26 protein-coding genes and 3 pseudogenes are annotated in these 25389 nt (G+C 64.9%); 20 read left to right on the plus strand and 9 right to left on the minus strand.

The window, feature by feature from the left end; genetic code table 11:
- Positions 1-160 precede the first annotated feature (160 nt).
- Together M2319_RS16455 and M2319_RS16460 are read left to right on the plus strand one after the other, a co-directional pair.
- Complete coding sequence (locus M2319_RS16455; protein ID WP_264602554.1) at positions 161-547, plus strand: hypothetical protein; 387 nt, start codon at positions 161-163, stop codon at positions 545-547.
- A gap of 98 nt (positions 548-645) precedes the next feature.
- A complete protein-coding gene (locus tag M2319_RS16460) occupies positions 646-843 on the plus strand; it encodes a hypothetical protein (protein ID WP_264602555.1) in 198 nt (65 codons plus the stop codon).
- Between the two features lie 28 nt (positions 844-871).
- On the opposite strand, the gene M2319_RS16465 is transcribed toward M2319_RS16460, so the two are convergent.
- The 5 genes and pseudogenes from M2319_RS16465 to M2319_RS23205 all read right to left on the minus strand — a co-directional run.
- Positions 872-1030, minus strand: a complete 159-nt coding sequence (locus M2319_RS16465; RefSeq protein ID WP_264602556.1) for a hypothetical protein — start codon at positions 1028-1030, stop codon at positions 872-874.
- On the minus strand, positions 1027-2130 hold the full coding sequence (locus M2319_RS16470) for a relaxase/mobilization nuclease domain-containing protein (protein WP_264602557.1): 1104 nt from the start codon (positions 2128-2130) through the stop codon (positions 1027-1029). The genes M2319_RS16465 and M2319_RS16470 overlap by 4 nt, the downstream gene beginning before the upstream one ends.
- Positions 2127-2603 carry a hypothetical protein gene (locus M2319_RS16475; RefSeq protein ID WP_264602558.1) on the minus strand — a complete coding sequence of 159 codons (477 nt, stop codon included), beginning with the start codon at positions 2601-2603 and terminating at the stop codon, positions 2127-2129. Before M2319_RS16475 ends, M2319_RS16470 begins: the two co-directional genes overlap by 4 nt.
- A gap of 573 nt (positions 2604-3176) precedes the next feature.
- Positions 3177-3290 (minus strand): annotated as a pseudogene (locus M2319_RS16480) (LysR family transcriptional regulator); the annotation flags it as partial.
- 160 nt (positions 3291-3450) lie between these two features.
- Positions 3451-3699, minus strand: a pseudogene (locus M2319_RS23205) (hypothetical protein); the annotation flags it as partial.
- Here M2319_RS23205 and M2319_RS16485 point away from each other — a divergent pair.
- From M2319_RS16485 to tkt, 6 genes and pseudogenes are all read left to right on the plus strand, one after another.
- Positions 3622-4065 (plus strand): annotated as a pseudogene (locus M2319_RS16485) (SDR family oxidoreductase); the annotation flags it as partial. The pseudogenes M2319_RS23205 and M2319_RS16485 sit on opposite strands and share 78 nt — an antisense overlap.
- Positions 4066-4425: 360 nt before the next feature.
- On the plus strand, positions 4426-5277 hold the full coding sequence (locus M2319_RS16490; protein WP_264602559.1) for a transketolase: 852 nt from the start codon (positions 4426-4428) through the stop codon (positions 5275-5277).
- Positions 5274-6290 carry a transketolase family protein gene (locus M2319_RS16495; protein WP_264602560.1) on the plus strand — a complete coding sequence of 339 codons (1017 nt, stop codon included), beginning with the start codon at positions 5274-5276 and terminating at the stop codon, positions 6288-6290. The genes M2319_RS16490 and M2319_RS16495 overlap by 4 nt, the downstream gene beginning before the upstream one ends.
- A 73-nt stretch (positions 6291-6363) precedes the next feature.
- The gene (gene ltnD, locus M2319_RS16500) at positions 6364-7269 is read left to right on the plus strand and encodes an L-threonate dehydrogenase (RefSeq protein ID WP_264602561.1); all 906 of its coding nucleotides are present in this window, start codon (positions 6364-6366) and stop codon (positions 7267-7269) included.
- A gap of 9 nt (positions 7270-7278) precedes the next feature.
- Positions 7279-8235: a D-2-hydroxyacid dehydrogenase gene (locus M2319_RS16505; RefSeq protein WP_264602562.1), complete on the plus strand. Its 957-nt coding sequence runs from the start codon at positions 7279-7281 to the stop codon at positions 8233-8235.
- 20 nt (positions 8236-8255) lie between these two features.
- Positions 8256-10238: a transketolase gene (tkt, locus tag M2319_RS16510; protein WP_264602563.1), complete on the plus strand. Its 1983-nt coding sequence runs from the start codon at positions 8256-8258 to the stop codon at positions 10236-10238.
- A gap of 21 nt (positions 10239-10259) precedes the next feature.
- Here tkt and M2319_RS16515 read toward each other — a convergent pair whose 3' ends face one another.
- Positions 10260-11234: a LysR family transcriptional regulator gene (locus M2319_RS16515; RefSeq protein ID WP_264602564.1), complete on the minus strand. Its 975-nt coding sequence runs from the start codon at positions 11232-11234 to the stop codon at positions 10260-10262.
- Between the two features lie 157 nt (positions 11235-11391).
- Here M2319_RS16515 and M2319_RS16520 point away from each other — a divergent pair, with 157 nt between their 5' ends.
- The 3 genes from M2319_RS16520 (at position 11392) to M2319_RS16530 (ending at position 14283) form a co-directional block, all read left to right on the plus strand.
- A complete protein-coding gene (locus M2319_RS16520; protein WP_264602565.1) occupies positions 11392-12372 on the plus strand; it encodes a TRAP transporter substrate-binding protein in 981 nt (326 codons plus the stop codon).
- A 68-nt stretch (positions 12373-12440) separates the two neighbouring features.
- On the plus strand, positions 12441-12935 hold the full coding sequence (locus M2319_RS16525; protein ID WP_264602566.1) for a TRAP transporter small permease: 495 nt from the start codon (positions 12441-12443) through the stop codon (positions 12933-12935).
- 79 nt (positions 12936-13014) lie between these two features.
- On the plus strand, positions 13015-14283 hold the full coding sequence (locus M2319_RS16530; RefSeq protein WP_264602567.1) for a TRAP transporter large permease: 1269 nt from the start codon (positions 13015-13017) through the stop codon (positions 14281-14283).
- Between the two features lie 26 nt (positions 14284-14309).
- Here the strand turns inward: M2319_RS16530 and M2319_RS16535 are convergent, their stop codons facing one another.
- A complete protein-coding gene (locus M2319_RS16535) occupies positions 14310-15503 on the minus strand; it encodes an ROK family transcriptional regulator (RefSeq protein WP_319801791.1) in 1194 nt (397 codons plus the stop codon).
- 82 nt (positions 15504-15585) lie between these two features.
- Between M2319_RS16535 and M2319_RS16540 the strand changes: the two genes are divergently transcribed.
- From M2319_RS16540 to M2319_RS16570, 7 genes are all read left to right on the plus strand, one after another.
- Positions 15586-16350, plus strand: a complete 765-nt coding sequence (locus M2319_RS16540; RefSeq protein WP_264602569.1) for an ATP-binding cassette domain-containing protein — start codon at positions 15586-15588, stop codon at positions 16348-16350.
- Complete coding sequence (locus M2319_RS16545) at positions 16347-17309, plus strand: ABC transporter permease (RefSeq protein WP_264602570.1); 963 nt, start codon at positions 16347-16349, stop codon at positions 17307-17309. The genes M2319_RS16540 and M2319_RS16545 overlap by 4 nt, the downstream gene beginning before the upstream one ends.
- Entirely contained in the window at positions 17306-18235 is a 930-nt protein-coding gene (locus M2319_RS16550; protein WP_264602571.1) for an ABC transporter permease, read from the plus strand. The genes M2319_RS16545 and M2319_RS16550 overlap by 4 nt, the downstream gene beginning before the upstream one ends.
- 59 nt (positions 18236-18294) lie before the next feature.
- Complete coding sequence (locus M2319_RS16555; protein ID WP_264602572.1) at positions 18295-19242, plus strand: sugar ABC transporter substrate-binding protein; 948 nt, start codon at positions 18295-18297, stop codon at positions 19240-19242.
- A 96-nt stretch (positions 19243-19338) separates the two neighbouring features.
- A complete protein-coding gene (locus tag M2319_RS16560; RefSeq protein WP_264602573.1) occupies positions 19339-20457 on the plus strand; it encodes a hypothetical protein in 1119 nt (372 codons plus the stop codon).
- Positions 20454-21335: an ROK family protein gene (locus tag M2319_RS16565; RefSeq protein WP_264602574.1), complete on the plus strand. Its 882-nt coding sequence runs from the start codon at positions 20454-20456 to the stop codon at positions 21333-21335. The genes M2319_RS16560 and M2319_RS16565 overlap by 4 nt, the downstream gene beginning before the upstream one ends.
- Positions 21332-22057 carry a 6-phosphogluconolactonase gene (locus M2319_RS16570; RefSeq protein WP_264602575.1) on the plus strand — a complete coding sequence of 242 codons (726 nt, stop codon included), beginning with the start codon at positions 21332-21334 and terminating at the stop codon, positions 22055-22057. Before M2319_RS16565 ends, M2319_RS16570 begins: the two co-directional genes overlap by 4 nt.
- A 36-nt stretch (positions 22058-22093) precedes the next feature.
- Here M2319_RS16570 and M2319_RS16575 read toward each other — a convergent pair whose 3' ends face one another.
- Positions 22094-22531, minus strand: coding sequence for a hypothetical protein (locus M2319_RS16575; protein WP_264602576.1), 438 nt, complete (start codon positions 22529-22531; stop codon positions 22094-22096).
- Positions 22528-22863, minus strand: a complete 336-nt coding sequence (locus M2319_RS16580) for a type II toxin-antitoxin system Phd/YefM family antitoxin (RefSeq protein WP_264602577.1) — start codon at positions 22861-22863, stop codon at positions 22528-22530. The genes M2319_RS16575 and M2319_RS16580 overlap by 4 nt, the downstream gene beginning before the upstream one ends.
- 375 nt (positions 22864-23238) lie before the next feature.
- Between M2319_RS16580 and M2319_RS16585 the strand changes: the two genes are divergently transcribed.
- Together M2319_RS16585 and M2319_RS16590 are read left to right on the plus strand one after the other, a co-directional pair.
- Positions 23239-24150: a LysR family transcriptional regulator gene (locus tag M2319_RS16585; RefSeq protein ID WP_264602578.1), complete on the plus strand. Its 912-nt coding sequence runs from the start codon at positions 23239-23241 to the stop codon at positions 24148-24150.
- A 204-nt stretch (positions 24151-24354) separates the two neighbouring features.
- Complete coding sequence (locus M2319_RS16590; RefSeq protein WP_264602579.1) at positions 24355-25368, plus strand: TAXI family TRAP transporter solute-binding subunit; 1014 nt, start codon at positions 24355-24357, stop codon at positions 25366-25368.
- Positions 25369-25389 lie beyond the last annotated feature (21 nt).

Below are 25389 nucleotides of genomic sequence, written 5' to 3' on the forward strand. Positions count from 1 at the left end.
TCTGCTTTTTTTCCACGTGTAGGTCTTGACTCTTGCGTGCCCCCGTGGCCGCTTTTCGAACCATGACGTGCATTCACAATCAATCACTCCTACTGGGAACAATCCTAACAACCATCGGTTTTATTGGTATCGAACACTGCGTGCAAGCGGGAGAGCAACTATGCCGCGTAACGAAAAGGGCGAGTGGGTGCCGGAACGCCACAGTGAGCACACTTACTCGGAAAAAGAACGTGAAGCTGGAAGGAAGGTGCTTCGAGATTTTGATGATGCGCGCTTAGGTCGAAATGGTCATTTGAGATTAGGCAACGCCGACAAGAATTTCACCCTCACCGTTTGGAAATGGGAATACAATTTCGGTGGCCAATCGAAACTCGATCAAACGGCTCGTGGGAGGGAGGTATACAAAGAAAATGAAAGACTAGCGGAGCAATACCGAGGCAAATCAAGCAAGGACGCCACGAGGCAATGGGGCAAAAATGATTTAAAAAAAGAATTTGAAAAAAATATGAATAAGAATAAGAATAACGGACCGGAATTGGATATATGAGAAGAATATTATTTTGCACTGATTGGAACAAAGTCGATCCAGAAGACGTGGCTATTGGGCCCATCACTCTTCCGGACGGATCGAAACATGAAATCGAGATGACCTATTTGCATTGGTATTCTCTGGAGTTCATGATGAAGCGAGGGCACACCGTTGAAGGTGTGGCACAGGATGTTATTGATGCTATTCAAGAAAATAGTGGAGATTTTAGGCGATTTGACGAGTGCTTCAGAACAGCTGTTTATTCATATATTAGCGAGCGGGTAAAAATGGAACGTGAGCATAATATTATTTGATATTATTACATTTAAAAAATCGTTTTCATTACAACCGATGAAGTTCAAGGCTGTCTGATCTGTTTTTCTGAGCTTTTTTTCCTTTTTGTAACACCTCCGCGACGCGGCGCATCAGGCGCAGGCGTTCCTGGCGCTGGGCTTTGCGCTGCGCCTCGATCCGCTCTTGCAATCCCGCCCGGTCCTTCATCTGCGCCCGGTGAAGGCGCTCGCGCTGGTCGCGGTCGCGCAGGAAGGCCCGGTAGGCGTCCGCCTCGTTCTGCCTGCGGATCGCCCGCGCTTTGCCGGTGAGAAGCTCCCACGCCCCGCGCAGGCCACTATGCAGCCGGGCGGCGCGGCCCTGGCTTCCGCCTTGCGGCGTGTGTCCTGGCCCTGGTCCAGGTTCCTGCGCTCGGTCCGCTGCGCCGCCACCATCGCCTTGCGCTCGTCCGCCAGCGGTTTTGCGTCGTGGCGCTGCTCGTCGCGCATCTCCTGCATGTAGGAGCGCACCGTGTGGCCGAGCCGCCTGCGCGTGGCGGCCCGGACGTCCGCGACCGAAGGCAGGCCGGACGGATCGCCGAGGCGATCCCGGACCTCGCGGGCCTTGAACCCCGCCCAGCGGGAGACGGAATAGGCATTGCCGTAAAGGTCCAGCGCCACGAAGCCCCGCCGGTCGCCCTTGGCCAGGTAAAAGCCGCTTTGTTCCAGCGCGGCCCCGAAGCTCTTTTTGTTGTCCGAATGCGCCCAGGCATCCCGGAAGACCTGCTTGATCTCCCTGGGGTCGAGGTCCAGGCGTTTGGCCTGCTGCCATTCGGCCAGGGTGAAGTTCAGCGGGTTCTTCCAGCCATTGGTCCGGTGCCCCTCCGGCAGGTCCCATCCATGATCGAGATACAGCTCTTTCGAGAGTCCTTTAAGCCGCGTCTTGAAGTACGGCAGGTTGATCGCCGTCATCTTCGCGCCGTCGATCCGGCTCCACACCGCATGGGCGTGGCGGCGGCCCTCCTTCTCGTGGATCACCACCGCCCGCGGCTGGCCGGACAGGCCGAGGCGCTCCTCCGCCCGGTCGATGGCCGCCATCAGGTCCTTGACCGGTACGTCGGCGCCCTTGGGCGGATTGAGCGACAGGGAGAACAGCGGCTGGCGGCATTGCGTCGCCGAGGAAATGGCTTCGACCTCGATAAAGGCGCCCGGCAGATTCCGGGCCGAGAAGCCGCGCAGTTCCTGCACGGTGACGTGGTCGTTGTCGCGGTCGTTCATCAGGTGCACGGCGAGCTGCTTCGCACCGCCGCGCTGGGAGCCGACGAGAATCATTCCGAGCCCTCCCGCCCAGGATCGGCAGCATCGGAGGGCCGGACGTCCCGGCCGCAAGCCGCCACGTTGAACCCGGCGCCCGGTCCGTCCGCCGGATCGCCGGGCTTGCGCTTGCCCAGCGCCTGCAACACGGCCAGCCGGAGAATGCGGACGTCCTCACACGCCTGCCGGATCGCGGCGCTCACCTGGTCATCGACATACAGCGAGCCGGACTCGGCGGCTTCGGCCAGCCTGTGAAGGTTGCCGATGATCCGGCTCTGGCCCAGCGCCGCGAGCACCCTGGCCAGCAGCACTCGGTCGCCCGACACGGCCCGCGGGCTGCGGCGCGGTGCGACACCTTCCCCAAGCACCGCCTGCCGGATGAAGGTCGAAAGCGGCAGGCTTCCCGCCCGGCGCTTCAGCTCATCGCGTTCGCCCTCGCTCACGCGGATGGAAATAGGGGAGGGGCGGGTCTTGTTTGTCTGTTCCTTCATGATCTGCTCGCAAGCCGATCACTTTCGGACACCTATACCAGGCCCTTTCCTGAAAACACTGCAAAATCAGAGAGAAAGGCTTGATTTTAGGATGCCCGAAAGGTCACGCGCAAAGAACAGCTCGCTAAGTTTAGGGTGAGCCCCTGCAACCAATCGACGTAGAAAAAACCCCGCCAACTGATCGGTTGGCGGGGTTTTTCTTTTTCGGCATCAATAGCTTAGCATTCCGGGTCGGCATCGGGGGAGTTCGGAACCGAAATATCCGGGTTTGGGATGGCCGGCCGTCGGTCGTGGTCGGACGAGATCGCGCAGACCTGGGCGTTGGCGGATGCCGTAAGCGTGTTTGAAGTGTGTCAACGCCAATTGTTGGACGACATGCTCGCCCTGTCGGCGTTGAACACGCCGACGCTTGTTCCTTTGGCATCGCAAACTGCCGATGGGAACATTTTCGGGCGGTTCGGAAGCGCTCAAAAGGCACGCGATGCGGCATGGCCGTGCGGCCGGGGTGCGAAACCGATCTCTCGAAAGCAAAACGCGCATGGGTAGCCGATGCGCGTTGTTCTTGTTGGGAGGCTAGGCCGTCTTTCCGCGATAGCGTAGGGCCTCGACGAGCAGGAGAAAGCCGGGAGACGGTTGCCGGCGCCTCGGGCAATAGAGATGGAATCCCGGGAACGGCGGACACCAGGGCCTTAAAGCGCTTTCCCAAAAAGTTGATAGACTTTTTGGATGAGAAATCGCGGCAAAACAAAGACCTAAAGCATGTTGCGTGTTTCAGAAAAGACGCAACGTGCTTTAGCACACGGACCAGCCGGCCGTCGCCGGTCGCCTCGGCCACCATCGCGTCGGGCAGGCACGCAAGGCCGAGGCCGGCGATCGCCGCGTCGACGACGGTGTCCGCTTCGTTGCAGACGAATTGGCCGTCGACCCGGATGTTGACGGGCCTGCCGTTCTTCTCGAACTCCCATGCATAGGGGGCCCCATAGGTCGCCAGCCGCAGGTTGATAAAGCCGTGCTCGGAACGGTCGTGCGGGGTCTTCGGGACCGGCTGACGGCACTGGTCGAGGAACTCGGCGCGGAGAACGCAATGGCCTTCCAGGTCGACGTCAGCGACCGCGACGCGGTCAAGGCGTTCGTCGACAGGGCCGCAGAGACCTTCGGCAGGATCGATGTGATGATCAACAATGCCGGCGTCATGCCGCTCGGGCCGCTGGAGGCGATGCGGTTCGTGGAATGGGACCGGTGCATCGACGTCAACACCAGGGGGTGCTCTGGGGCATCGCCGCTGCCCTGCCGTACTTCAAGGAACAGAAGGCCGGGCAATTCATCAACGTTGCGTCCGTTGCCGGACACACGATCAATCCCGGCGTCCAGCTTCGCCCGCTGCGTCCTGTTCGCGATGGGCCAGCCGGAAGAGGTGGATATCAACGAGGTCCTGTTCCGCCCGACGTCGCAGGAGCTTTGACGGGTCTCCTGTCCGCCCGGCAAGGCGGTCTGGCTGCCGGCGAAAACGCCGGCAGCCAGACCAGGCACGATTGCCGCGGTCACCTGACGAGACGGTGGTGACCTCAACGGGCGCGGTTCCCTGCCCTCGCAGCCATTTTGGCGTCCATTCTCAGGCGGCAATGCCGGGTTCAGTTTGTTTAGCTGCACTACACAGAGCGTAATTTCTTTGAATTTGAGCTAATAGAATTCTTCCGACCTAATAGGCGGCGTGTCCAAGGGAAATCTCCAGATGGTCCCTCGGTCGTCCTTCAAACGCCGCCTTGCGTTCCGGTGCCTTTGCGCGAGGACGTGCGCGGCCAGCACGGAAACGCACGGCCATATGACGTCGGCCAATCCCAGCCACCGGGCCAATGTGAGCCTGCAGGAGCGTGCCCGCCGGATCCGCAGATATGCGCTGCGCATGGGCCAGGTGCAGGGCCAGGGCTATGTCGGCCAGGCCCTTGGTTTCGCCGACGTTCTCGCCGTCCTCTATTTCCATGCTCTGGCGTTCGATCCGCGCGATCCGGACTGGGAGGGGCGGGACCGGCTCTACCTCTCCATCGGCCATTACGCGATCGCGCTCTATGCGGCCCTGATCGAAGCGGGCGTCCTGCCGGAGAGCGAACTGGAAACCTATGGCGCCGACGGCAGCCGCCTGCCGATGTCCGGGATAACCTCCCATACCCCGGGCATGGAAATCACGGGCGGGTCGCTCGGTCACGGGCTCGGCATTGCCGTCGGCGCCGCCCTGGGCCTGAAGCGCAAGGCCTCGGGAAGCTTCATCTACAACCTTCTTTCCGATGGCGAACTCGGCGAGGGATCGACCTGGGAAGCGGCGATGTCCGGCGCGCATCATGGCCTCGACAACCTGATTGCCGTCGTCGACTTCAACAACCAGCAGGCTGACGGGCCATCGACCAACATCCTTTGCGCCGAGCCGTTGACGGAGAAATGGGAAGCCTTCGGCTGGTACGCGCAGCGGGTCGACGGCAATGACATCGACGCCCTCACCGAAGCCTTCAACAAGGCGCGCGCCTGCGACGCCGCCAGACCCCGGGTGATCATTTGCGACACGCTGATGGGCAGGGGCGTGCCGTTCCTGGAGGCCCGGGAGAAGACCCATTTCATCCGCATCGAGCCGGAGGAATGGGAACTGGCCCTGGCGGCCCTCGACGACGGGAGGCCGCAATGACGGGTTCCGATCGTCCCGCCGCCGGTCCCGGCGGCGCCAAGCTCAGGACCTCGGCGATGATCGCCTCGCTGGAGGCGGAGGGCCGTCCGACCGTGTCGGCACCGTTCGGCCATGCGCTTTGCAGGGTCGCCGCTCGGCGGCAGGAGGTCGTCGGCATGACCGCCGATCTCGGCAAATACACCGACCTTCACGTCTTTGCGGAGGCGTTCCCCGACCGGTTCTACCAGATGGGCATGGCCGAGCAGCTCCTGTTCAGCGCCGCCTCCGGCATGGCGCGAGAGGGGTTCACGGTCTTTGCCACGACCTATGCCGTCTTCGCCTCGCGCCGGGCCTACGACTTCATCTGCATGGCGATCGCGGAGGACAATCTCGACGTCAAGATCATCGGCGGGCTGCCGGGCCTGACGTCCGGCTACGGCCCGAGCCACCAGGCGACGGAAGATCTCGCCATCTTTAGGGGCATGCCGAATCTGACGATCGTCGATCCTTGCGACGCGGTGGAGATGGCGCAGGCAACCGCGGCCATCGCCGATCACAAGGGGCCCGTCTATATGCGGCTCCTGCGCGGCCGGGTTCCGGATGTCCTCGGCCCTTACGACTACAAATTCGAATTGGGCAAGGCCAGGCTCCTGCGCGACGGGCGCGACGTGCTGTTCGTTTCTACGGGCATCATGACCATGCGCGCGCTGGACGCGGCTGCGCGGCTCGCCGGCGAGCGCATCGACTGCGCGGTGCTGCACGTCCCCACCATAAAACCCCTCGACATCGAAACGATCCTGGAGGCCGCGGGCAGAAGCGGCCGGATGGTGGTCGTTGCCGAAAACCACACCGTCGTCGGCGGCCTCGGCGAAGCGGTCGCGCGGGCACTGCTCTCGTCGGGTGTCGCGCCGACCTTCCGCCATATCGGCCTGCCGGATGCGTTCCTCGATCCGGGCGCGCTGCCGACGCTGCACGACCGCTACGGCCTCTCGGTCGACAAGGTGTGCGGGGCGGTGAAGGCGTGGCTCGGATGAGGGCTCCGATGGTGAACCATGTCCGCCCGAGTGGCCGGAGCGGACTGGCTATCTGGAACTGGATTTGAAATTCATGAGTGATGTGAAGCTGGGCGTAATCGGGCTGGGATCGATGGGGCTGGGCATGGCGCGCAACGCCATCGCCGCGGGCATCGCCACCAAGGGCTACGATATTTTCCCCGCCGCGCGCGAGGCGTTCGCTGCAGCCGGCGGAACGCCGGCGGCCTCGGTCGCCGAAACGGCCGCCGATGTCGACGTCCTCATCGTCATGGTGGTCAACGCGGCCCAGGTTCGTGACGCCGTCTTCGGCCCGGACGGCGCGGCGGCGGCAATGCGCCCCGGCGCCGTCGTCATGGTCTGCTCGACCATCGCCCCGAAGGACGCCCGCGAGATCGGGCGGGACCTCGCCGAGGCGGGCCTCCTCGTCATCGATACCCCCGTTTCCGGCGGCAAGGTCGGCGCGGAAGCCGGCACCCTGACCCTGATGGCGTCGGGTCCCGAGGCCGCCTTCGATCTGGCCGCGCCGGTCATTGCGGCCGTGTCGCAGACCGTCTATCGGCTCGGCGACGAGCCCGGTATGGGTTCGACCTACAAGGTCGTGCACCAACTGGCCGCTGGTGTGCATCTCGCCGTTGCAGCGGAAGTCATGGCCTTTGCCGCCCATGCCGGCTGCGACACGGGTGTCCTTGCCGACATCGTCTCCAAATCGGCCGGCCGGTCGTGGATGTTCACCGACCGCGTGCCGCACATGCTGGACGACGACTTCGCGCCGCGCAGCACGGTCGACATTTTCGTCAAGGATCTGGGTCTGGTCATCGAGACCGGGCACGCCAGCAAGACGCCGCTGCCGCTGGCCGCGGCGGCGCACCAGCTCTTCCTCGCGGCCTCGTCGATGGGCCACGGGCAGATCGACGATTCCGCCGTCGTCAAGGTCTACGAAAGCGCCACCGGCTCGCCGGTTAAGCGGCGCGAGAACTAGGGGCGGGCGATGACGACAATCGTATTCCTCGACCGCGACACCATCGGCCCGTCGGTGACCATCAACCGCCCGGCCTTCGACCATGAATGGATCGAGCACGGCAAGACGCCCGCGGACAAGGTCGCCGAGCGCCTCAAGGGGGCGACCGTCGCGATCACCAACAAGGCGCCGATCCGCGAGGCCATCCTCGACAGTCTGCCCGACCTGAAGCTGATCGCGATCGCCGCGACGGGCTATGACTGCGTCGATGTCGCGGCATGCGCCGCGCGCGGGATCACAGTTTCCAACGTGCGCGGCTACGCGCTGAACACCGTTCCCGAGCACACCTTCTCGCTGATCCTGGCCTTGCGGCGCTCGCTGATCGGGTTCCGCCAGGACGTCATCGACGGCGAATGGCAGCGATCCGGTCAATTCTGCTTTTTCACCCACCCGATCAAGGATCTCGCCGGCGCCACCCTCGGCATTTTCGGCGAGGGCGCCTTGGGCCAGTCGGTTGCCGCGCTGGGGCGGGCCTTCGGCATGCGGACGCTGTTCGCGGCGCACAAGGGCGTCGAGGGCCTCGGCCCGCTCTACACGCCGTTCGATGAGGTGCTGGAAACCGCGGACGTCATTTCGCTGCATGCGCCCTTGATGCCGGCGACGCGAAACATGATCGCCATGCCCGAATTCCGGAAGATGAAGAAGAAGCCGCTGATCATCAACACGGCGCGCGGCGGCCTCGTCGACGAGGAAGACGTCGTCAGGGCGCTGGAAGAGGGCCTCATCTCCGGCATCGGCTTTGACGTCCTCTCTGTCGAGCCGCCCGTTGCCGACAATCCGCTGCTCCGGGTGATGGAACGCCCCGACGTCATCGTCACGCCCCATGTGGCATGGTCGAGCGCGGAGGCCATGCAGACCCTTTGGGACCAGGTCGTACGGCACATCGAGAATTTCCAAGAAGGATCGCCCAGCAACGTCGTGGGCTAACAAGAACAACGGAGCCAACCATGACGGCCACCATGAAAGACATGGCGAATGCCATCCGTTTCCTGTCGATGGACGCGATCGTTCGTGCCAGCGACGGGCACCCGGGGACGCCCCTCGGCGGGGCCGATATCGCCACGGCGCTGTTTGCCAACCACCTGAAATTCGACGCATCGGATCCGACCTGGCCGGACCGGGACCGGTTCGTCCACTCCGCCGGGCACGGGTCGATGCTGCTCTATTCCGTGCTGCACCTGGTCGGCTATGAGGAGATGGGCATCGAGGAGGTGAAGAACTTCCGGGTGCTGGGCTCCAACACGCCGGGTCATCCCGAGCATCACCCGGAAGCCGGCATCGAGACCACCACCGGTCCGCTCGGCCAGGGGATCGCCAATGCCGTCGGCATGGCGGTCGCGGAGCGGGTCCTGAACAACCGCTTCGGCGACGACATCGTCGACCACTACACCTACGCCTACACCGGCGACGGCTGCCTGATGGAGGGCATTGCCGCGGAAGTCATTGCGCTCGCCGGTCATCTGAAGCTCGGCAAGCTGATCTTCCTGTGGGACGACAACCGCATGACCGATGACGGCGTCACCGAACAGACGGTCAGCGAATCCAATGTGGCCCGGTTCGAAAACGCCGGCTGGCACGTGCAGTCGGTCGACGGTCACGATGCGGAGGCCCTGTCGAACGCGATTGCGGCCGCGAAGGCGGACGACCGGCCGTCGATGATCGCCTGCCGCACCTTCATCGGCTTCGGCATTCCGCGCATCCAGAACGACCGCGCCGCCCATGGCGGCAAGATCTCCAAAGAGGATACCGATGCGGCGCGGGAAACCCTCTCCTGGCCGCACGCTCCCTTCGAAATTCCGGCGGATATCCTTGACAGGTGGCGCTATGCCGGCCGCCGGGGCGAGCAGGCGCGAAAGGCCTGGGAGGCCCGCCTGGCGGCGCTGCCCGAGGCGGAGCGCGCGGAGTTCCGGCGCCTGATGGACGGGCGGCTTCCGGCCGGATGGGACGCGAGCCTCAGGGCGTTCAAGCGGCATGAGGCCGAGGCAGGCACCGCCCGGGCCGGCATTCGCGCGTCCGGCGAAGTTCTGTCGCTCGTCGCCGACGCCATTCCCGAACTGATCAGCGGTGCGCCGGACCTTGAAGCCGCGACCCAGCACAAGCGGCAGCTCGCCCCCTTCACCCGCGACGACCGCGCCGGGCGCTACATCCACTACGGCGTCCGCGAGCACGCCATGGGCGCGATGATGAACGGCATGACCGTGCATGGCGGCATCGTTGCCGTCGGCACGACCTTCCTGGTGTTCTCCGACTATATGCGCCACGCCCTGCGCATGGCCGCGCTCATGAAGATCCCCGGGGTCTTCGTCTTCAGCCACGATTCCATCGGCATCGGCAAGAACGGACCGACGCACCAGCCGGTCGAGACCCTGGCGTCGCTCAGGGCCTATCCCAACATGTGGGTCCTGCGGCCGGCCGATGCCGTGGAAATGGCCGAGTGCTGGGAGCTTGCCCTGACCCACCGCGACGGGCCGACGTCGATCATCTGTTCGCGCCAGCCCCTGGAGCCGGTTCGCACTCAAGATGTCGACGACAATCTCTGCGCCCGCGGTGCCTATGTCCTGTCACCTGCCGAAGGCGGCCGGGCGGTCGCGACCATCCTTGCCACCGGGTCGGAGGTCGGCGTCGCCCTGAAGGCCCAGGCGCTGCTGCACGGAAAGGGCACGCCGACGGCCATCGTGTCGATGCCGTCATGGGAGCTGTTCGAGGCCCAGGACGAGGCCTATCGCAGAGAGGTTTTGCCCGACGACACCATCAAGATCGGCGTCGAAGCGGCGGTCCGGCTCGGATGGGACCGCTATATCGGGCGCGATGGCGCGTTCTTCGGCATGGCGTCGTTCGGCGCCTCCGGCGATTATCCCGATCTGTTCGAGCATTTCGGCATCACGCCGCAGGCCGTCGCCGGCGCCGTCGAAGCACGGATAAGTGCCTGACATCTTGAGGGCGCGCGCCTTCTAGACAGGTCGCGCCCGCTCCATGTCGACATCGTAGAAGGACGTGCAGCCAAGGGACGCGAGCAGGTCGAGCTTTTCGTCCTCGTGCTCGGCCGCTTCCTCGCGCAGCCACTCGCAGAAGACGCTGACATAGCGGCGGTTGAGGTTCCTGTTGGGACAGACGATCCAGTAGGCCGGGAACCGCGCCGCGCCGAGCGCGGGAAACATCGGCACCAAGGTCCCGGCGTGGAGTTCGTCCATGGCGAGCGTGGCGGTCTCCAGGACGACGCCGGCGCCGTCCTTGGCCGCCTGCAGCGACATCGACGAGCGGTCGAACTTCAGGCCACCGTCGGAGGGAACGTTCTCGATAGCGTGCCGGTTCAGCCACCACTTCCAGGTCAGGTTGGCCTTGACCGTATGGATGAGGCGGACATCGGACAGCATGGCTTCGGGCGTGGTGCCGCGCTCCCGGCAGTCTTTCAGGAATGCCGGATTGCAGAGCGGCATGACCATGTCGTTGACGATCGCTTCCGCATAAAGACCCTTCCACCTGCCGACCCCGTACCGCACGTCGAGATCGACGTTCTCCTTTTCGAATTCGGTCAGTTCGGGCGTCGCATCCACGTGCAGGTCCCAGAGCGGATTGGCGGCGATGAATTTGGCGAAGCGCCGGCCCAGCCAGCGCGCGCCGAAACTGGCCGATACGCGCAGGATGAGCTTGCGGTTTTCGCGCTTGCGGGCGACCTGGCGGCGGGCGTCGCGCAGGATGGACAGGGCCTCGGTCGCCGCCCCGAAGAGCTGTTCGCCTTCCTCGGTCAGGACCAGACTGCGCTTGACGCGCCGGAACAGCTTCACCCCCAGCACTTCCTCAAGGCCCTTGAGCTGCTGGCTCACGGCCGACGGGGAGACCGACAGTTCCTGGGCTGCGGTCGTCACGCGCGAGTGCCGCGCGACGGCCTCGAAATAGACCATGCCATTCAGGCCGATATCGCGCATCGCGGCACCTTTTTAAGTTCAGCTTCATAAATGCGTAGCGAATTGTAATTGAGCTAAATTCTGATTCAAGATTTCATTTCGGCGCTGACAAGAACCCTTCGAGTTCATAAACAAATTTAGCATGGGGCCCGAGGGCTCCATCTAGAGAGGAAAAACGATGAAGCGAACCCTCATAGCAGCATGCGTTCTGGGCATTTTCGCGGGCGTTTCCGTCGCCTCGGCGGACACGATCACCATCGCGACCAACGGCAAGCCGGCCCAGCAAAAAGCGATCTCGTCCGTCTTCATGGCCATGCTTATCGAGCAGGCGACGCACGGCAAATACACAGTGAAGGTCGCCCATTCCGCGACCCTCGGCGACGACCGCCAGATGCTGAAATCGGTCAAGGCCGGCTCGATCGAGATCACCGTCAATTCGGACGGCGCCGTGGCCGAGATCGTCCCGCAGCTCAATGCGTTCGGCCTGCCCTATCTGTTCAGTTCGCTGCCGCAGGCCTGGGAAGTGCTGGACGGTCCGACCGGCGACAAGATCGCCGCCCTCCTCGACGACAAGGGCTATGTCGTTCTTGCCTGGTTCGACAACGGCATCCGCAAGATCACGCACACCTCCAAGCCGATCACCTCTCCCGCCGACATCAAGGGCATGAAGATCCGCACGCCGCCGTCCCAGGTGACGCTCGATGCGTTCAACGCCATGGGCGCCAATCCGGCTCCGCTGGCATGGTCGGAACTGCCGGCCGCGCTGCAGTCCGGGGTGTTCGAAGGGCAGGAAAACCCGCTTGCGAACATCTACGGCGCGCGGCTGCACGAACTGACGCCCTATATCGCCCGCTCCAACCACAAATACGAGATGACGCCGGTGCTGGCTTCCAAGGCCTGGTGGAACTCGCTCTCCGATGCCGACAAGGATGCCATCAAGAGCGCTGCGACCGCGGCGTCCTGGTACGACCGCGGCAGCTTCGTGATGAAGGACGAGGGACTGGAAGCGACCCTGAAGGCCGAAGGCGCCAAATTCAACGACGTCGACATCGATGCCTTCAAGGAAGCGACCGCCAGCGTCTACGACAAGTGGGAAAAGGAAATCGGCAGCATCGTGCCCGAGATCCGCGCGGCCGCTGCGGAAGCCGGCGGCAAGTGATATAAGCCACGGGCATGAGAGAGATTCTTCGAGCACCGGACGCCGCAGGGCCCCTTGGCCCTGCGGTCATGTGGATCGATACCTCGATCCGGTGGGTGTGCGCGATCATCCTCTGGACCACGTTCCTGGTCATGTTCCTGCCGACCTTTGCCAACGCCTTCCTTCGCTACACGACGGATGCGAGCATCGTATGGTCGGAGCAGGCCGTCAGGCTGGTGTTCCCGTGGTTCATCCTCGGCGGCGCGGTCATCGCGGCGCAGCACAATCGGCATATCGGCGTATCGGTCCTGACGAACCTGCTCGGGCGGGGCAACCTCCGGCGGCTGCAGATCGTCGTGCAGCTCATCATTCTGGGCGCCTGTGCCGTCGTCTTCGACTTTGCCGTCGACGTCGTTCTCAGCGACGACAGCATGTACACGTTGATCGGCATCAAGCAGTCCTGGAGCTATCTGGCGCTCATCGTCGGCTACGTGTTCCTGGCCTTGACCTGCCTGACCAATATCTACCGGCTCGTCACCGACCCGGCCTACAGTGAAAAAATAAAGACCAGCACGGTTTCCTGACTGTCGCGCCCGCGGCTCGCCACGGGCCTTGCGATCGAGACAGCATGAAGCCAGTTCGCCGGCGACTAGGGAGCATGCGATGTCGATCTATGCCGGATTGTATTTTCTGGTCCTTCTCTTCCTGTCGGTCCCGGTGGCTCACGCCCTGTTCATTGCCGCTTCGGCCGGCATGGTGACGATCGGCAAGAGCTACATGCTCGGGCAGACGATCATCTCGCTCTACGATCCGACGCAGAGCTTCCCGATGATCGCCATTCCCTTTTTCATCCTCGCCGGTGACCTGATGATGTCGGGCCGCTTCGGCGACTACCTGATCAAGTTTTCCAAGCTCGTCGTCGGCCACCTCAAGGGCGGCCTGGCGCAGGTCAGCGTGTTGGGATCCCTGCTTTTCGGCGGCGTTTCCGGGTCCGCCGTCGCCGATGCCTCGGCATTGGGCAACGCCATCATCCCGGTCCAGAAGAAGGAAGGCTATCCGCCCGGCTATCCGGCGGCGGTCAACGCGGCGTCGTCGACGATCTCGGTCCTGATCCCGCCCTCCATCCCGCTGATCCTCTACGGCCTCGTTGCGGAAGTCTCGATCCCGAAACTCTTCATCGCGGGCATCCTGCCGGGCATCCTGCTCGCGGTGTCGATCTTCCTGATCTGTTTCGTCATCAACTCGCGCAAGGATCTGCCGCGCTCGCCGCTGCCCGGCGGCTTCAAGACATTCCGACAGGACATCTTCAAGGCCTTCCCGGCGATGCTGATGCCCGTCCTGATCATCGTCCTGGCCCGCGGCGGCGTCGTCACGCCGACCGAAATCAGCGTCTTTGCGGTCGCCTATGCCCTGTTCGTCGGCATCTTCATCTATCGCGACCTGACCGTCGCCATCATCCTGCGCTGCATTCTGACCTCGGGCATGATGACGGGCGTGATCATGCTGGTGATCATGGGATCCGGCGTCCTGCAATGGATCCTGTCCGCCGAAAGCGTGCCGGAGAACCTGTCGGCGTGGATATTGAGTGCGCTGCAGTCGAAATGGCTGATCATCATCGCCATGAACGTTCTGCTGATCGTGATCGGGACGTTCCTCGACCTGCCGGCCGCCGTCCTGCTCCTTGCGCCGATCTTCATCGGTGTCGCCGGCGAGATCGGGCTCGACCCCATCCAGCTCGGCGTCATGATGGTCGTCAACCTGGCGATCGGGCTCTACACGCCGCCCGTGGGAACGACCCTGTTCGTGTCGATCTCCATCGAACGCGTCAGCATGGGCAAGGCCGTCATGGAACTGCTGCCGTTCTACCTCGCCGCCATCGTGATCCTGGCGCTGGTCAGCTTCGTTCCGGCAATCACGAGCGTTCTGTTGTAGGCCGGGTAGGCGACGACCGCGACCGGTCAGTGGCCGGCCGGGCCGTCTTCCAGCCCGTTGGCGGCCGTCGTTGCCGCCAGGATCGGCAGCGCCGAGGCGCCGAGGGCCGCGCTGCGCTCGCCGAGGGCGCTCAGGCGGAGCCGTTCGCGGCCCTGGGCCTCGCAGACCGAGGGTCTGAGGTCCCCGAGTTCGCCGACCAGGTCCTTGAGGAACGCAGGCGGCACGGCGCCGCCGATGATCACCATTTCCGGATCGAGCAGGTTCTCAACGCTGGCCAGCGCAATCGACAGCGCCCCGGCGGCCCGCTCCATCCAGCGCTTCGTCGCGGCTCCGGTCTCCTCGCCGGCGGCCTCGGCCTCCGCCAGAAACGCCCGCATCGCCCGCAGCGACAGGTACTCGCCGAGACAGCCGCGATTGCCGCAATAGCAGGGCGGTCCCGCCGGATCGACGATGAAGTGGCCAAATTCGCCGGCATTGCCGCGAAGCCCGCGATAGGGCTCGCCGCCGATGACGATGCCGCCGCCGACGCCTTCGCTGATGAAGATGTAGAAGAAATCGTCGATGTCGCTGGCCTCGCCGTAGAGCTTCTCCCCGAGCGCGGAGGCGGTGGCATCGTTCTCAATGAAGATGTCGACGCCGGTGAGGGCGGAGAGCGCCCCCGCCACCGCCCGGCTCTGCAGCGCAGGCACGGCACCCGGCGACGGCACGCCCGGCCAGGTCACATCGAACGGCCCGGGCGTGACCAGGCCGAGACCGAGGCAGCGGTCGACGCCGAACCGGGCGGTGAATCCGGCATGGAGCTTTGCAACGAAATCGAGCCAGTCCGACCCGGCCGTCACCGTGACCGGCCCGTCGATCATTTCGATCAGGGAGCCGGAAAGGTCCGCCACCACCGCATGGTAATGCTTGTCGTCGATGCGGATGCCGATGGCATAGCCGCCGTCCCCGGCAATTTCGATGGCGATCGGCGGCTGGCCGCGCGGGGCCTTGCGCCGTCCCGTCTCGCGGACAAGTCCGCCGGCAATCAGGTCGCTGATGATATTGGCGACGGCCTGGGGCGTCAGGCCGGTCGCCCGGGCGAGCTCGGCCCGGGACAGCGAGCCCCGCACCCGCAAGGCGTGGAGCAGCATTCGGCGGTTCTGCCGGCGGATCTGCGTGGCCGGATTTGTCGACGCTTTGCCGTGCTCGGGAATCGTATGTTCTGACATGTGCGGGAGCATAGGGGATTAGAGTAAAGCAATGAACTTGATTTATTGACTCGACCCCGGGCGCGGCCTAAGCTCGGCAGAATGGGAGGCGCATATGAGCGCGCAGACGGTCGTCCGGCTGACGGGGATCACCAAGAATTTTGGCGGCGTTCATGCGCTGAAAGGCGTCGATCTCGACATTTCGTCGGGCGAGGTCGTGGCGCTCGTCGGCCATAACGGCGCCGGCAAGTCGGTCCTCGTCCAGATCCTGTCGGGCGTCTTTCCGCCGAGTTCGGGCGAGATCCGGGTCATGGGCAAGCCGGTCAGCTTCCATTCGCCGAACGACGCCCGCCACCAGGGCATCGAGACGATCTATCAGACGCTGGCGCTCGCCGACAATCTCGACGCGCCGTCCAATTTCTTTCTCGGCCGCGAATTGCGCACGCGGTTCGGCTTCCTCGACAAGCGCGGCATGGCCGAAGCTGCCGGCAAGGCGCTCGCCGACCTCAATCCGGCCTTCACCGACATCGAGCGGCCGGTGCGGCAGATGTCCGGCGGCCAGCGCCAGGCGGTCGCCATCGCGCGCGCCATCCATTTCGACGTGCGCGTCCTCATCATGGACGAGCCGACGGCGGCCCTCGGCCCGCACGAAACAGCGCAGGTCAGCACGCTCATCCGGCGCCTGCGGGAGCAGGGCATCGGCATTCTCCTCGTCAGTCACGACGTGCGCAGCGTCATCGACCTGGCGGACAGGATCGTCGTGCTGAAGGCCGGCGAGGTCGTCGGCACCGTGAACGCTGCGGAGACCGACGAGGACCGCGTGGTCGACATGATCATCCGCGGCCGCCGGCTCGAGCCTGCGGACGGACCGGCGCCATGACCAGCATCCGGTCGGTCTCGCTCGCTCGTGCCGGAGTGCCCCGCCTCTCTCCGATCTGGCTCGTGCTCGTCGCCGTCATCGTTGCCGCGGCGCTGGTGTCCGATCGTTTCCTGACCTCCTACAACATCGCCTCGGTGCTCCAGCAGGGCGTGATCACCGGCATCGTCGCCCTCGGCATGACGGTCGTGCTGATCGGCGGCCAACTCGACCTTTCGACGGGCGCGATCGTCATGATGGCGGCGGTCATGGCCCTGCTCATCGGCCCGGACGGCACGCTCGGCATCACGCTTGCCGTCGTCCTGCCGATCCTCGCCGGTGCCACGGTCGGCGTCGTCAACGGCCTCGCCGTCTACCGCGCGGGGGCCAATTCCATCGTCACCACGATCGGCATGCAGTTCTTCCTCATCGGCGCGGTGCTGGCGACGGTCTCCGGCCGGCATGTGCGGGCAACGGCGATCGGCGACACCTTCACCGCCCTTGCCCAGGCGCGGCCCCTCGGCATTCCCTTTCCGGTGTTCATCTTCGCCGCGCTCGTCATCGTCCTGGTGGTCGTGATGAGTTCCACGGTATTCGGCCGCCACGTCTATGCCATCGGCGGGGATGCGGATGCCTCCCGACGGTCGGGCGTCAACGTCGTGCGCACGGGCATCGCCACCTTCGCGATTTCCGGCGCGCTTGCGGCGACGTCCGGCGTCATCATCGCGGCTCTGGTCGGCCATCTCGACCCGACCGGAGTGGGCGGCTACGAGTTTCCCGCGCTGACGGCGGTGGTTCTGGGCGGCACGCGCCTCACCGGCGGCGTCGGCCGTCCGATCGACACCGTCGCGGCGATCCTCGTCATCGCCATCATCACCAATGTGATGACGATCCTCGACTACCAGTATCCGATCCAGCTTCTCGTTCAGGGGCTCGTGCTGACCGGGGCGGTCGCCTATTACAACTGGCGGGGTGACGCATGAGCCCGCGCGCCCAGGACCTGTTCTCCCGCTTCTTCATCAAGCCGCCGCTCGTGCCGCTGCTGATCCTTGCCTCGTTCATCCCCGGCTTCTGGTCGATGGGCAACATGCGGATCCTGGCGGAAGCGGTGTCGGTCGACGGCATCGTCGTCATCGGCATGACCATCGTCATGATCGCCGGCGGCTTCGACATGTCGGTCGGCGCGGTGATGGCGATGGGCGGCGTCGTTGCCGTCGTGCTGCTGCCCTACGGCCTTGGGGTCTCCGTCGTCGCGGCCGGCACCTTCGGTGCGCTGGCGGGCACGCTCAGCGGGACGCTGGTGACGCGGCTGCGCATCAACCCGTTCATCTCGACCCTTGCCGTGATGGTCATGGTGCGCGGCGCCGTCCTTGCCTACACCGATACCCGTCCGGTGGTCAGCCTCGACGACATGTTCCTCGCGCTCGGCGAAGGCTGGCCGGTTCCCTATGCCTTCCTGATCATGGTCGCCGTGGCGATCACCGCCCATGTCTGGCTCAACAGCCGTCCCTGGGGCCGGCATGTCTACGCCGTCGGCGCCGACGAGACCGCGGCCGCGATGTCGGGCCTGCGCGTCGGCCGCCTCAAGCTGCAATGCTACCTGATCTCGGGCGCCCTTGCCGGCTTCGCCGGCCTGCTGCTTGCCGCGCGCCTCGGCACCGGGTCTCCGATCATCGGGGAATCGACGCCGCTGTCGGCCGCCGCCGCGGCCCTGATCGGCGGCGCGAGCCTGCGCGGCGGCGAGGGCTCGGTCGGCGGCGCGATGGTCGGCCTCCTGTTCGTCGGCGGTCTCGTCAACGCCATGAACCTTCTGGGCGTGGCGTCCTACTACCAGAGCATGGTGATCGGCGGAATGCTGTTCGCCCTGGTGGTTGCGGACGGCGCGTTTCTGCGCATGCGGTCAAGTTGAGAAAACGGCCGCCGCGGCCGGCGATCCGGCCACTGAGCAAGAAAGAGGAGACACCAGTAATGCCCGGCTTCAAGTCACTACTCGCAGGCGCTGCCGTCGTTGCGGCACTGTCCACGACCATTCCGGCCGCCTCGGCGGACGGCATCGTGATCGGCCATTCGCAGCCCAATCTCGGCTGGCCCTATATCGCGGCGGTGACCGCGGTGATTGAGGCCGAGGCCAAGGCCATGGACGGCGTCGAAGTGATCACCCTCGGCGCCGAGGGCGACATCGCCAAGCAGAGCACCGACATCGCGTCGCTGGTCAACCGCGGGGTCGACGTTCTGCTGGTGACCTCGCTCGACGGCAACGCCGTCATTCCGGCGCTGCGCAAGGCGCACGATGCCGGCATTCCGATCCTTGCCGTGTCCAACGAGCCGGCCGAGGCGGGTCAGGCCCTGCTCGCCGGTTACTCCGGACCGGACGACTACGTGCAGGGCCGGATTGCCGCCGAGCTTCTTGACGACGTGCTCGGCAGCAAGGGCAACATCGCGATCATCGAAGGCTCGCCCGGGCAGAGCACCACCATCCTGCGCACCGACGGCCTGAAGGACCGGCTCGCCGAGCTCAACTCCGGCATCAAGATCATTGGCTCGCAGACTGCCGACTGGAACCCGGTCAAGGCCAAGGAAGTCGCACAGGCCTTCCTGACCGCCTATGGCGACGATCTGGACGGCGTTTTCGCGCAGGATGACAATTCCGGCGCGGCGGCGGCCGAAGTGTTCGCGGCGGCCGGGCGTGGCGACATCAAGGTCGTCGGTACCGGCGGCACCATCGACGGCCTGAAGGCGATCCGCGAAGGCCTGATGTACGGCACCATGGACCAGTCGCCGACCACCGACGGCAAGCAGGCGCTCGACTTCGCCATCAAGCTCGCCAAGGGCGAGAGCCTGCCTGAAAAGCGGAACATCATCCCGATGCCCAAGATCACCGCGGACAACGTCGCCAACTTCAAGGGCGAATGGTAACGCGACCGAACCGGCCGGCCGGAAGCCTTCCGGCCGGCCCCGATTTCCATTCACAGAATCACTGCTGGCCGTCCAATGCTCACGCCCCATGTCGGAATGAAGATCTACGACAACGTCTGGTACACGCGTTTCCGCCTGGAGCCGGAGGAGGCCGCTGACATCCTTGCCGTGATGGGCGTGACCTATGTCATGGCCCAGAGCAGGATCCTGCCGATGCAGGACACGGCGATCGAAAGCGCAGCCACCGCGGCCGACGCGGCACGCCTGGCCACACTCGACGACCGGGCCTTCCGCGATGCGCTTGCGGCGCGCGGCATCTTCTATTTCGCGTCGATCAATATCGGCTTCGACCCCGCCTTCATCGGCGCCCATCCCGACCTCGTCCCGATCGATCAGACGGGCCGCCGGGAGGAAAAGGTCGACTGGTACATGGGCCTGCCGCCGGACCGGACGGCCAATATCGACCACAAGATCGGCATGATCGAACCGGCGGTGCGCGCGCTCATGCCCGACGGCGTCCATCTCGGCTTCATCCGCTGGCCGGGCCTGTGGGAGATCTGGCTGCCGGACGTGCGGCGCGAAGACATGCCGGATTTCTGTTATGGTCCCGGGACGCTGTCGCGGTTTTGCAGCGATACGGGAGCCGACATTCCCCTTAACGATCCGCGCGCGGCGTCAAAGGTCATCGCCGAGCGCTACCCGGCAGCATGGCGCGACTGGAAGTGCGGCGTGACGACCGGTGCGGTCACGCGCATCAAGGCGGCGGCCGCCGCGATCAAGCCGGATGTCGAGATCGCCATCAATACCCTGCCGTTCTTCACCGACGACTTCGACAATGCGGTCGAGGAGGTGTTCGGACAGAGCGTTCCCGGCCTTGCCGGCGTGGCGGAGGTGTTCGAGGTGATGACCTATCACCAGATCCTCGGGCGCGATGCGGAATGGCCCGGCCGGATCGGCGCGGACGTCAAACGGCGCAGCGGCGGCAGGACGACGGTCTGCACGATCCAGGGCAGCGCCCTTTATCTCGAGGGCATGCATGCCGGCCGCGGCCGATCCGAGACGATCAGCACCGAGGAATTCATCCACATGGTCGATGCCGTCGAGGCGAGCGATGCGGACGGGGTGTGCGTCTTCACCTTCACCGACTTCCTCAACATGCGCGACACGGCCGACGGGCGCCGGCGCATCGACCGCCTGAGGGCGTTCCGCAAATGAGTCGATCCCCGGTGCTCATCGGGCTCGATGTCGGTGGCACCAATCTGAAGGGCGTGCGGGTCGCTCCGAGCGGCGTGGTCGAGGATCATCTCACCATCCCTGCCGGCGGGCGGATACCGCGCGACAAATTGTTCGATGTCGTCGCAACGGCGGTCGACACGCTTTCGGCCGGCCAGACGCCGGTCGGTGTCGGCCTGGCATTCGGCGGAACGGTGCAGACGGACGGCACGATGCGCGCCGACAGCACCAATCTTGCCAATCTGGTCGACCTGCCGTTGGCCGACGCCTTTGCCGACCTTCTCGGCGTGCCCTGCCGTGCCGATCACGACGGCCGCGCGGCCATGCGCGGCGAGGCCTGGACGGGCGCGGCGCGCGGGCGGCGCAACGCCATGATCGTCACCTTTGGCACCGGCATCGGCGCCGGACTGCTTCTCGATGGGCGTATCTATCGCGGCAGGCACCTTGCGTGCGGCGAGCTCGGACTGTGGCGGATGACGCCGCCGCCGGCGACCGGCGCGTGGCGGACGCTGGAGGATGTCGCGGCGCCCGGACGGCTTGCGGCACAAGGCGGTGCTGCGTTCTCGGACCGTTTCGAGCGGTGGCAACGCGGCGACGCGGAGACCGGCATGGACGCGGTTTTCGAACAGGTCGGCCGGGCGATCGCCAACGTCCATCTGCTGCTCGATCTGGAAATGGTGGTGCTGTTCGGCGCCGTCGTCGGGCTCGGCGAGCCCTTCCGGCGGGCGGTCGAGGAAGGGTTTGACGCGGCCTGTCCGGCAAGCTTTCGAGGCGGCGTCCGGATCGCCTTCGGCGACCTCGGGCCGTTGGCCGGGGCGATCGGCGCGGCGGCCTTGTTGCGTGAGGAGGTGCCGGCATGAAACTCATCGACGCGGCCGACTACGCAGAACTCAGCCGGGCGGCCGCCGGGATCGTCGTCGAGCAGGTGCGGAAACGGCCGGACTCGCTGCTGGTGCTGCCGACCGGAAACACGCCCGTCGGGATGTTCCGCGACCTGGTGGCGGCCGCGCATAACGGCGATGTGGATTTCTCCAGGGCGCGGTTCGCGATGCTGGACGAATATGCCGGCATCGGGCGGAACGATGAGCGACGGCTCTATCACTGGATTCGCAAGGAGCTGTTCGATCCGCTCGGCGTGCGGCCGGGGGCGGTGATCGCATTCGACCCGGAAGCGGATCCGGAGTGCGAAGCCCGTTTCGTCGAGCAACGCATCGCCCGGCAGGGCGGCATCGACCTCGCCGTCCTCGGTCTCGGGCCGAACGGCCACATCGCCATGAACGAGCCGGGCAGCGATGCCGACAGCCGCACGCGGCTGGTCACGCTCACGCCCGCGACCATCCGGTCCAACGCCGCCTATTGGGGGAGCGAGGCAAAGGTGCCGAGAAAGGGACTGACGCTCGGCCTCGGCACGCTCGCAGAGGCCCGCGCGCTCGTGCTCCTCGTTGCCGGCGGCGGCAAGGCCGCCATCCTGGAGCGCGTCCTGAATGCCGCGCCGTCGGACGCAATTCCGGCAGCGATCCTCGGCGCGCACCCGGCTTTCACCGTGGTCGCCGACCGCGCGGCACTGGGGCTTCACGCGTAGGGCTCCCGTGCGTCGCGCCTGCTGCGGGCGTGCCGATTATTCCGTGCGGTTGGCGGCCTTGAAGTGCCGCGCCCGAATTTTCGCGATCATGCGCTGCTTGAGAACGGCGAAGAGTTTCGGCGGCAGGAAGCCGTAGGCGAATTCCGGTGGCGCGCTGCCGGGCAGGGGGCGCAGGTCGGGCCCCGGCCAAATGAACCGGTTGGCCTCGCTGAAGACGATCCAGGAGCGCTCGTCGTCGAGGCCGAGATGGGCTTTCACCCGTGGGGGAAGCTCGGTCGCACCGGTCTTGTCCCTCGGTTCGGCATGCGTGATCGGGATGACAACGACGAGAATATCCTCGTCGCGCTGTTCGCTGGTCAGGACGACCGCGCAGGGTCGGTCCTTGGTGCCTTCCTCGCGTCCGGCCCGTTGTTCCTGCCACCAGAGATAGGAATAGCGGATGACGAGGCCCGGCTCCGGACGCGGAAGGCTCACGGCTTCCAGTCGTCCAGCATGTCGTCGAGGTGGGCGTGCTCCGCCGGGACCTCGGCCTTTTCCAATGCTTCCAAAAACCCTTCGTCCATGTCCTGAAGGCGGAGGACCTCGCGGTCGCGGCGTTTCAGGCGCTGGTATTCCTCGCTCGAAAGGAGAACGAGGCTCTCGCGGCCATGATTGACGATCGTGACCGGTTCCCGTCGGGCGATGTCACGATAGCGGCCGAATTTGCGGATCAATTCGGTGGAAGACACGGAGGGCATATGGATCGGTCCTGTTTCCGTCATCCTTCCAATATATGCGGCGAAAAGCAGAAATTCCAGCTTTTCCATAATTTACGTATTTTCTGTATTTCTTGAGAGCGCTTCGATTTACCCGCTGCAAGGTCGCCGACGGCATCATGCTCGGGCGGCAGCGCTGTCGGCCCATCTGTGTCTGGTCGTTGTCTGCCTGGGTCTTGCTCAAATCGAGCGTTTGGCGATCGGCAGCATTGCGACGAGGCCTTTCCGTTCGTGGACATGCAGATGGCGAACGTTCTTGATCCCCTTCTGTAAGCGCCACCGTTCGGTCGCTCTTTCCTCTCAAGGGCCGTGGTGGCCCCGGCAGAGATTTGATGAGACGCCAGGCTCCGTTTCTTGTCGTATCCGACCGGATCGGGTGTAACAAAGTTCGAAGCGGGTTTTGCGGGGCGGTCGCGGGGAGCGCGGATGAAAAACCATGAGTTCGAGGCGTTCTATCAGGTGATGCTGACGGGCAGCATTACCGAGGCGGCGCGCAATATGGGGCGGACCCAGCCGGCGGTCAGCATGACGATCAAGACGCTGGAAGGGCAGCTGGGGTTTTCCCTGTTCGAGCGCACGGCAACGGGCCTGAAGCCGCGGGTCGAGGCAAAGGTCATGTTCGAGCGGCTGCGGCCGGTGATGGAGCAACTGCACGACATCGAGCGCAGCCTGGTGCAACTGGCACCCGGCGTCATGCCGCAGATGTCGATCATCGCCGCCAACAATGTGGGGACCTATCTCGTCCCCTCGCGCATCGCCCCGCTCGCAGCAGAAGGGCAGTCGATACGGGTGATGAACGGATCGGCCTCGCGCATCCTGTCGGCGATGGAAGCCCAGCAGCATGACATCGCCATCATGGACGAGGGCCTCGGCTCGACCCCGCCGGACTCGCCGCTGTATGAATCTGAGCGCTTCGAAGTGCCGATGTATGCGCTCTTTCCCAGGGGGCTGATCGAGACCTCGCGCGACACCGTCGGCCCCGAGGACCTCAGACCGCACCGGATCTGCGCCATCTATTACGAGCACAAGCTCGGCCCGCGGCTGAGCGAGCTCTACGGCCGCCCGCAGATGGAGTTCCAGAATTTCTATCCGATGGCCTGTTACGCGCTCCACTCCGGCAGCGTCGCGCTCGTCGACTACATCACCTGCACCACCGTCTCAGCCCTCAACGCCGGCAATCCGGAGGTCGACTGGCGGCGGCTGGACGTCGACCAGCCTTCGGTCTATCACCTGCTGCGGCCGCGCTTCCGTCCGCGCTCGGAGCGCATCGACCATTGCCATGCGGTGCTGAGGGCGGCGATGCTGGAGCACAGCCAGATGGCGCCCGGCGAGCGCTGATCCGGGCGGAACGCCCTTGCCGGCCGTTCGCGCGCGTGGCCCTTCCGCCCGCGCGGCTGCAAATCAGCCTACCCCATAAGAATCGCTTATGCGGATATCAGCGCTTTCGTTTTGCATTTATATTGAGCAGTCCCAATGATTGGTCAATCGAGCTTCCGGCCCGGGAAACCGGTCGGCAACCATCCACTGTGAGGAACTTCGCAAATGAAACATTTCTTCGCCCGCGCTGTCGGGGCGGCCATGCTGGCGGCGATGACCATGGGAACCTCTGCGCTCGCGCAGGAAACGACCTTCTTCCGCATTGGAACCGGCGGGGCCGGCGGCACCTACTATCCGCTCGGCGCGCTGATCGCCAACGCGATCTCCAATCCTCCGGGCTCGCGGCCCTGCGAGGAAGGCGGCAGCTGCGGCGTGCCGGGTCTGGTCGCCATCGCCCAGTCCACCAACGCCTCCGTCCACAACAACTCCGCGGTCGAATCCGGCGGCCTGGAAGCCGGCCTGACGGGCTCCTCGGCGCTCTACGACCAGTACAACGGCGTCGGCGACTTCAAGGGCAACGAGACCAAGGACCTCAGGGTCGTCGCCAATCTCTTTCCGGAAGAAGCGCAGATCGTCCTGCCGCTCAATTCCGACATTTCGGACATCAACGACCTGCGCGGCAAGAGCGTGAGCATCGGCGAGGCCGGATCGGGCCTCCAGATGACCGCGCTGCAGATCCTCAATTCCTTCGGCATTACCCGCGACGACTTCACGCCGGTCGAGCTCAACAACGCCCAGGCGGCCGAACGGCTGGCCGACGGCCAGATCGACGCCTATTTCGCCATGGCCGGCGCGCCGACCGCTGCGATCGTCCAGTTGGCCGCAACCTCCGGCATGAAGCTGATGAGCTTCACCGATGAGGAACTGGCGCAGATCGAAAAGGAATTTCCGTACTACGCGCGCACGACCATCAAGCCGAACACCTATGAGGGTCAGGACTATCCGGTCACGACCTTCGGCGTCAGCACCATCCTGGTCGTCAACGCCAACGAGCCGGAAGAGCTGATCTACAACATCACCAAGGCGCTGTGGAACGAGAACTCCCGCAAGCTGTTCGATGCCGGCCATCCGAAGGCCGCGACCATGCGGCTGGAAACGGCGCTCAACGGCGTCGACAATCTCGGCGTGCCGCTGCATCCGGGTGCCAAGCGCGCCTATGACGAACTCCTGGCGAAGTAAGCCGGGCGTTCAAGGGAACCC

The organism is Rhodobium gokarnense, assembly GCF_025961475.1.
Classification (GTDB): domain Bacteria; phylum Pseudomonadota; class Alphaproteobacteria; order Rhizobiales; family Rhodobiaceae; genus Rhodobium; species Rhodobium gokarnense.

Bases quoted from the DNA above. Each gene is read 5' to 3' on its own strand.
- M2319_RS16490 (WP_264602559.1), top strand. From the start codon at position 4,426: ATGACGTCGGCCAATCCCAGCCACCGGGCCAATGTGAGCCTGCAGGAG.
- M2319_RS16515 (WP_264602564.1), bottom strand. From the start codon at position 11,234: ATGCGCGATATCGGCCTGAATGGCATGGTCTATTTCGAGGCCGTCGCG.
- M2319_RS16530 (WP_264602567.1), top strand. From the start codon at position 13,015: ATGTCGATCTATGCCGGATTGTATTTTCTGGTCCTTCTCTTCCTGTCG.
- M2319_RS16570 (WP_264602575.1), top strand. From the start codon at position 21,332: ATGAAACTCATCGACGCGGCCGACTACGCAGAACTCAGCCGGGCGGCC.
- M2319_RS16525 (WP_264602566.1), top strand. From the start codon at position 12,441: ATGTGGATCGATACCTCGATCCGGTGGGTGTGCGCGATCATCCTCTGG.
- M2319_RS16545 (WP_264602570.1), top strand. From the start codon at position 16,347: ATGACCAGCATCCGGTCGGTCTCGCTCGCTCGTGCCGGAGTGCCCCGC.
- M2319_RS16555 (WP_264602572.1), top strand. From the start codon at position 18,295: ATGCCCGGCTTCAAGTCACTACTCGCAGGCGCTGCCGTCGTTGCGGCA.
- M2319_RS16580 (WP_264602577.1), bottom strand. From the start codon at position 22,863: ATGGAAAAGCTGGAATTTCTGCTTTTCGCCGCATATATTGGAAGGATG.
- M2319_RS16560 (WP_264602573.1), top strand. From the start codon at position 19,339: ATGAAGATCTACGACAACGTCTGGTACACGCGTTTCCGCCTGGAGCCG.
- tkt (WP_264602563.1), top strand. From the start codon at position 8,256: ATGACGGCCACCATGAAAGACATGGCGAATGCCATCCGTTTCCTGTCG.
- M2319_RS16505 (WP_264602562.1), top strand. From the start codon at position 7,279: ATGACGACAATCGTATTCCTCGACCGCGACACCATCGGCCCGTCGGTG.
- M2319_RS16465 (WP_264602556.1), bottom strand. From the start codon at position 1,030: ATGAAGGACCGGGCGGGATTGCAAGAGCGGATCGAGGCGCAGCGCAAA.
- M2319_RS16495 (WP_264602560.1), top strand. From the start codon at position 5,274: ATGACGGGTTCCGATCGTCCCGCCGCCGGTCCCGGCGGCGCCAAGCTC.
- ltnD (WP_264602561.1), top strand. From the start codon at position 6,364: ATGAGTGATGTGAAGCTGGGCGTAATCGGGCTGGGATCGATGGGGCTG.
- M2319_RS16475 (WP_264602558.1), bottom strand. From the start codon at position 2,603: ATGAAGGAACAGACAAACAAGACCCGCCCCTCCCCTATTTCCATCCGC.
- M2319_RS16470 (WP_264602557.1), bottom strand. From the start codon at position 2,130: ATGATTCTCGTCGGCTCCCAGCGCGGCGGTGCGAAGCAGCTCGCCGTG.
- M2319_RS16550 (WP_264602571.1), top strand. From the start codon at position 17,306: ATGAGCCCGCGCGCCCAGGACCTGTTCTCCCGCTTCTTCATCAAGCCG.
- M2319_RS16540 (WP_264602569.1), top strand. From the start codon at position 15,586: ATGAGCGCGCAGACGGTCGTCCGGCTGACGGGGATCACCAAGAATTTT.
- M2319_RS16520 (WP_264602565.1), top strand. From the start codon at position 11,392: ATGAAGCGAACCCTCATAGCAGCATGCGTTCTGGGCATTTTCGCGGGC.
- M2319_RS16455 (WP_264602554.1), top strand. From the start codon at position 161: ATGCCGCGTAACGAAAAGGGCGAGTGGGTGCCGGAACGCCACAGTGAG.
- M2319_RS16585 (WP_264602578.1), top strand. From the start codon at position 23,239: ATGAAAAACCATGAGTTCGAGGCGTTCTATCAGGTGATGCTGACGGGC.
- M2319_RS16590 (WP_264602579.1), top strand. From the start codon at position 24,355: ATGAAACATTTCTTCGCCCGCGCTGTCGGGGCGGCCATGCTGGCGGCG.
- M2319_RS16565 (WP_264602574.1), top strand. From the start codon at position 20,454: ATGAGTCGATCCCCGGTGCTCATCGGGCTCGATGTCGGTGGCACCAAT.
- M2319_RS16460 (WP_264602555.1), top strand. From the start codon at position 646: ATGACCTATTTGCATTGGTATTCTCTGGAGTTCATGATGAAGCGAGGG.
- M2319_RS16535 (WP_319801791.1), bottom strand. From the start codon at position 15,503: ATGCTCCCGCACATGTCAGAACATACGATTCCCGAGCACGGCAAAGCG.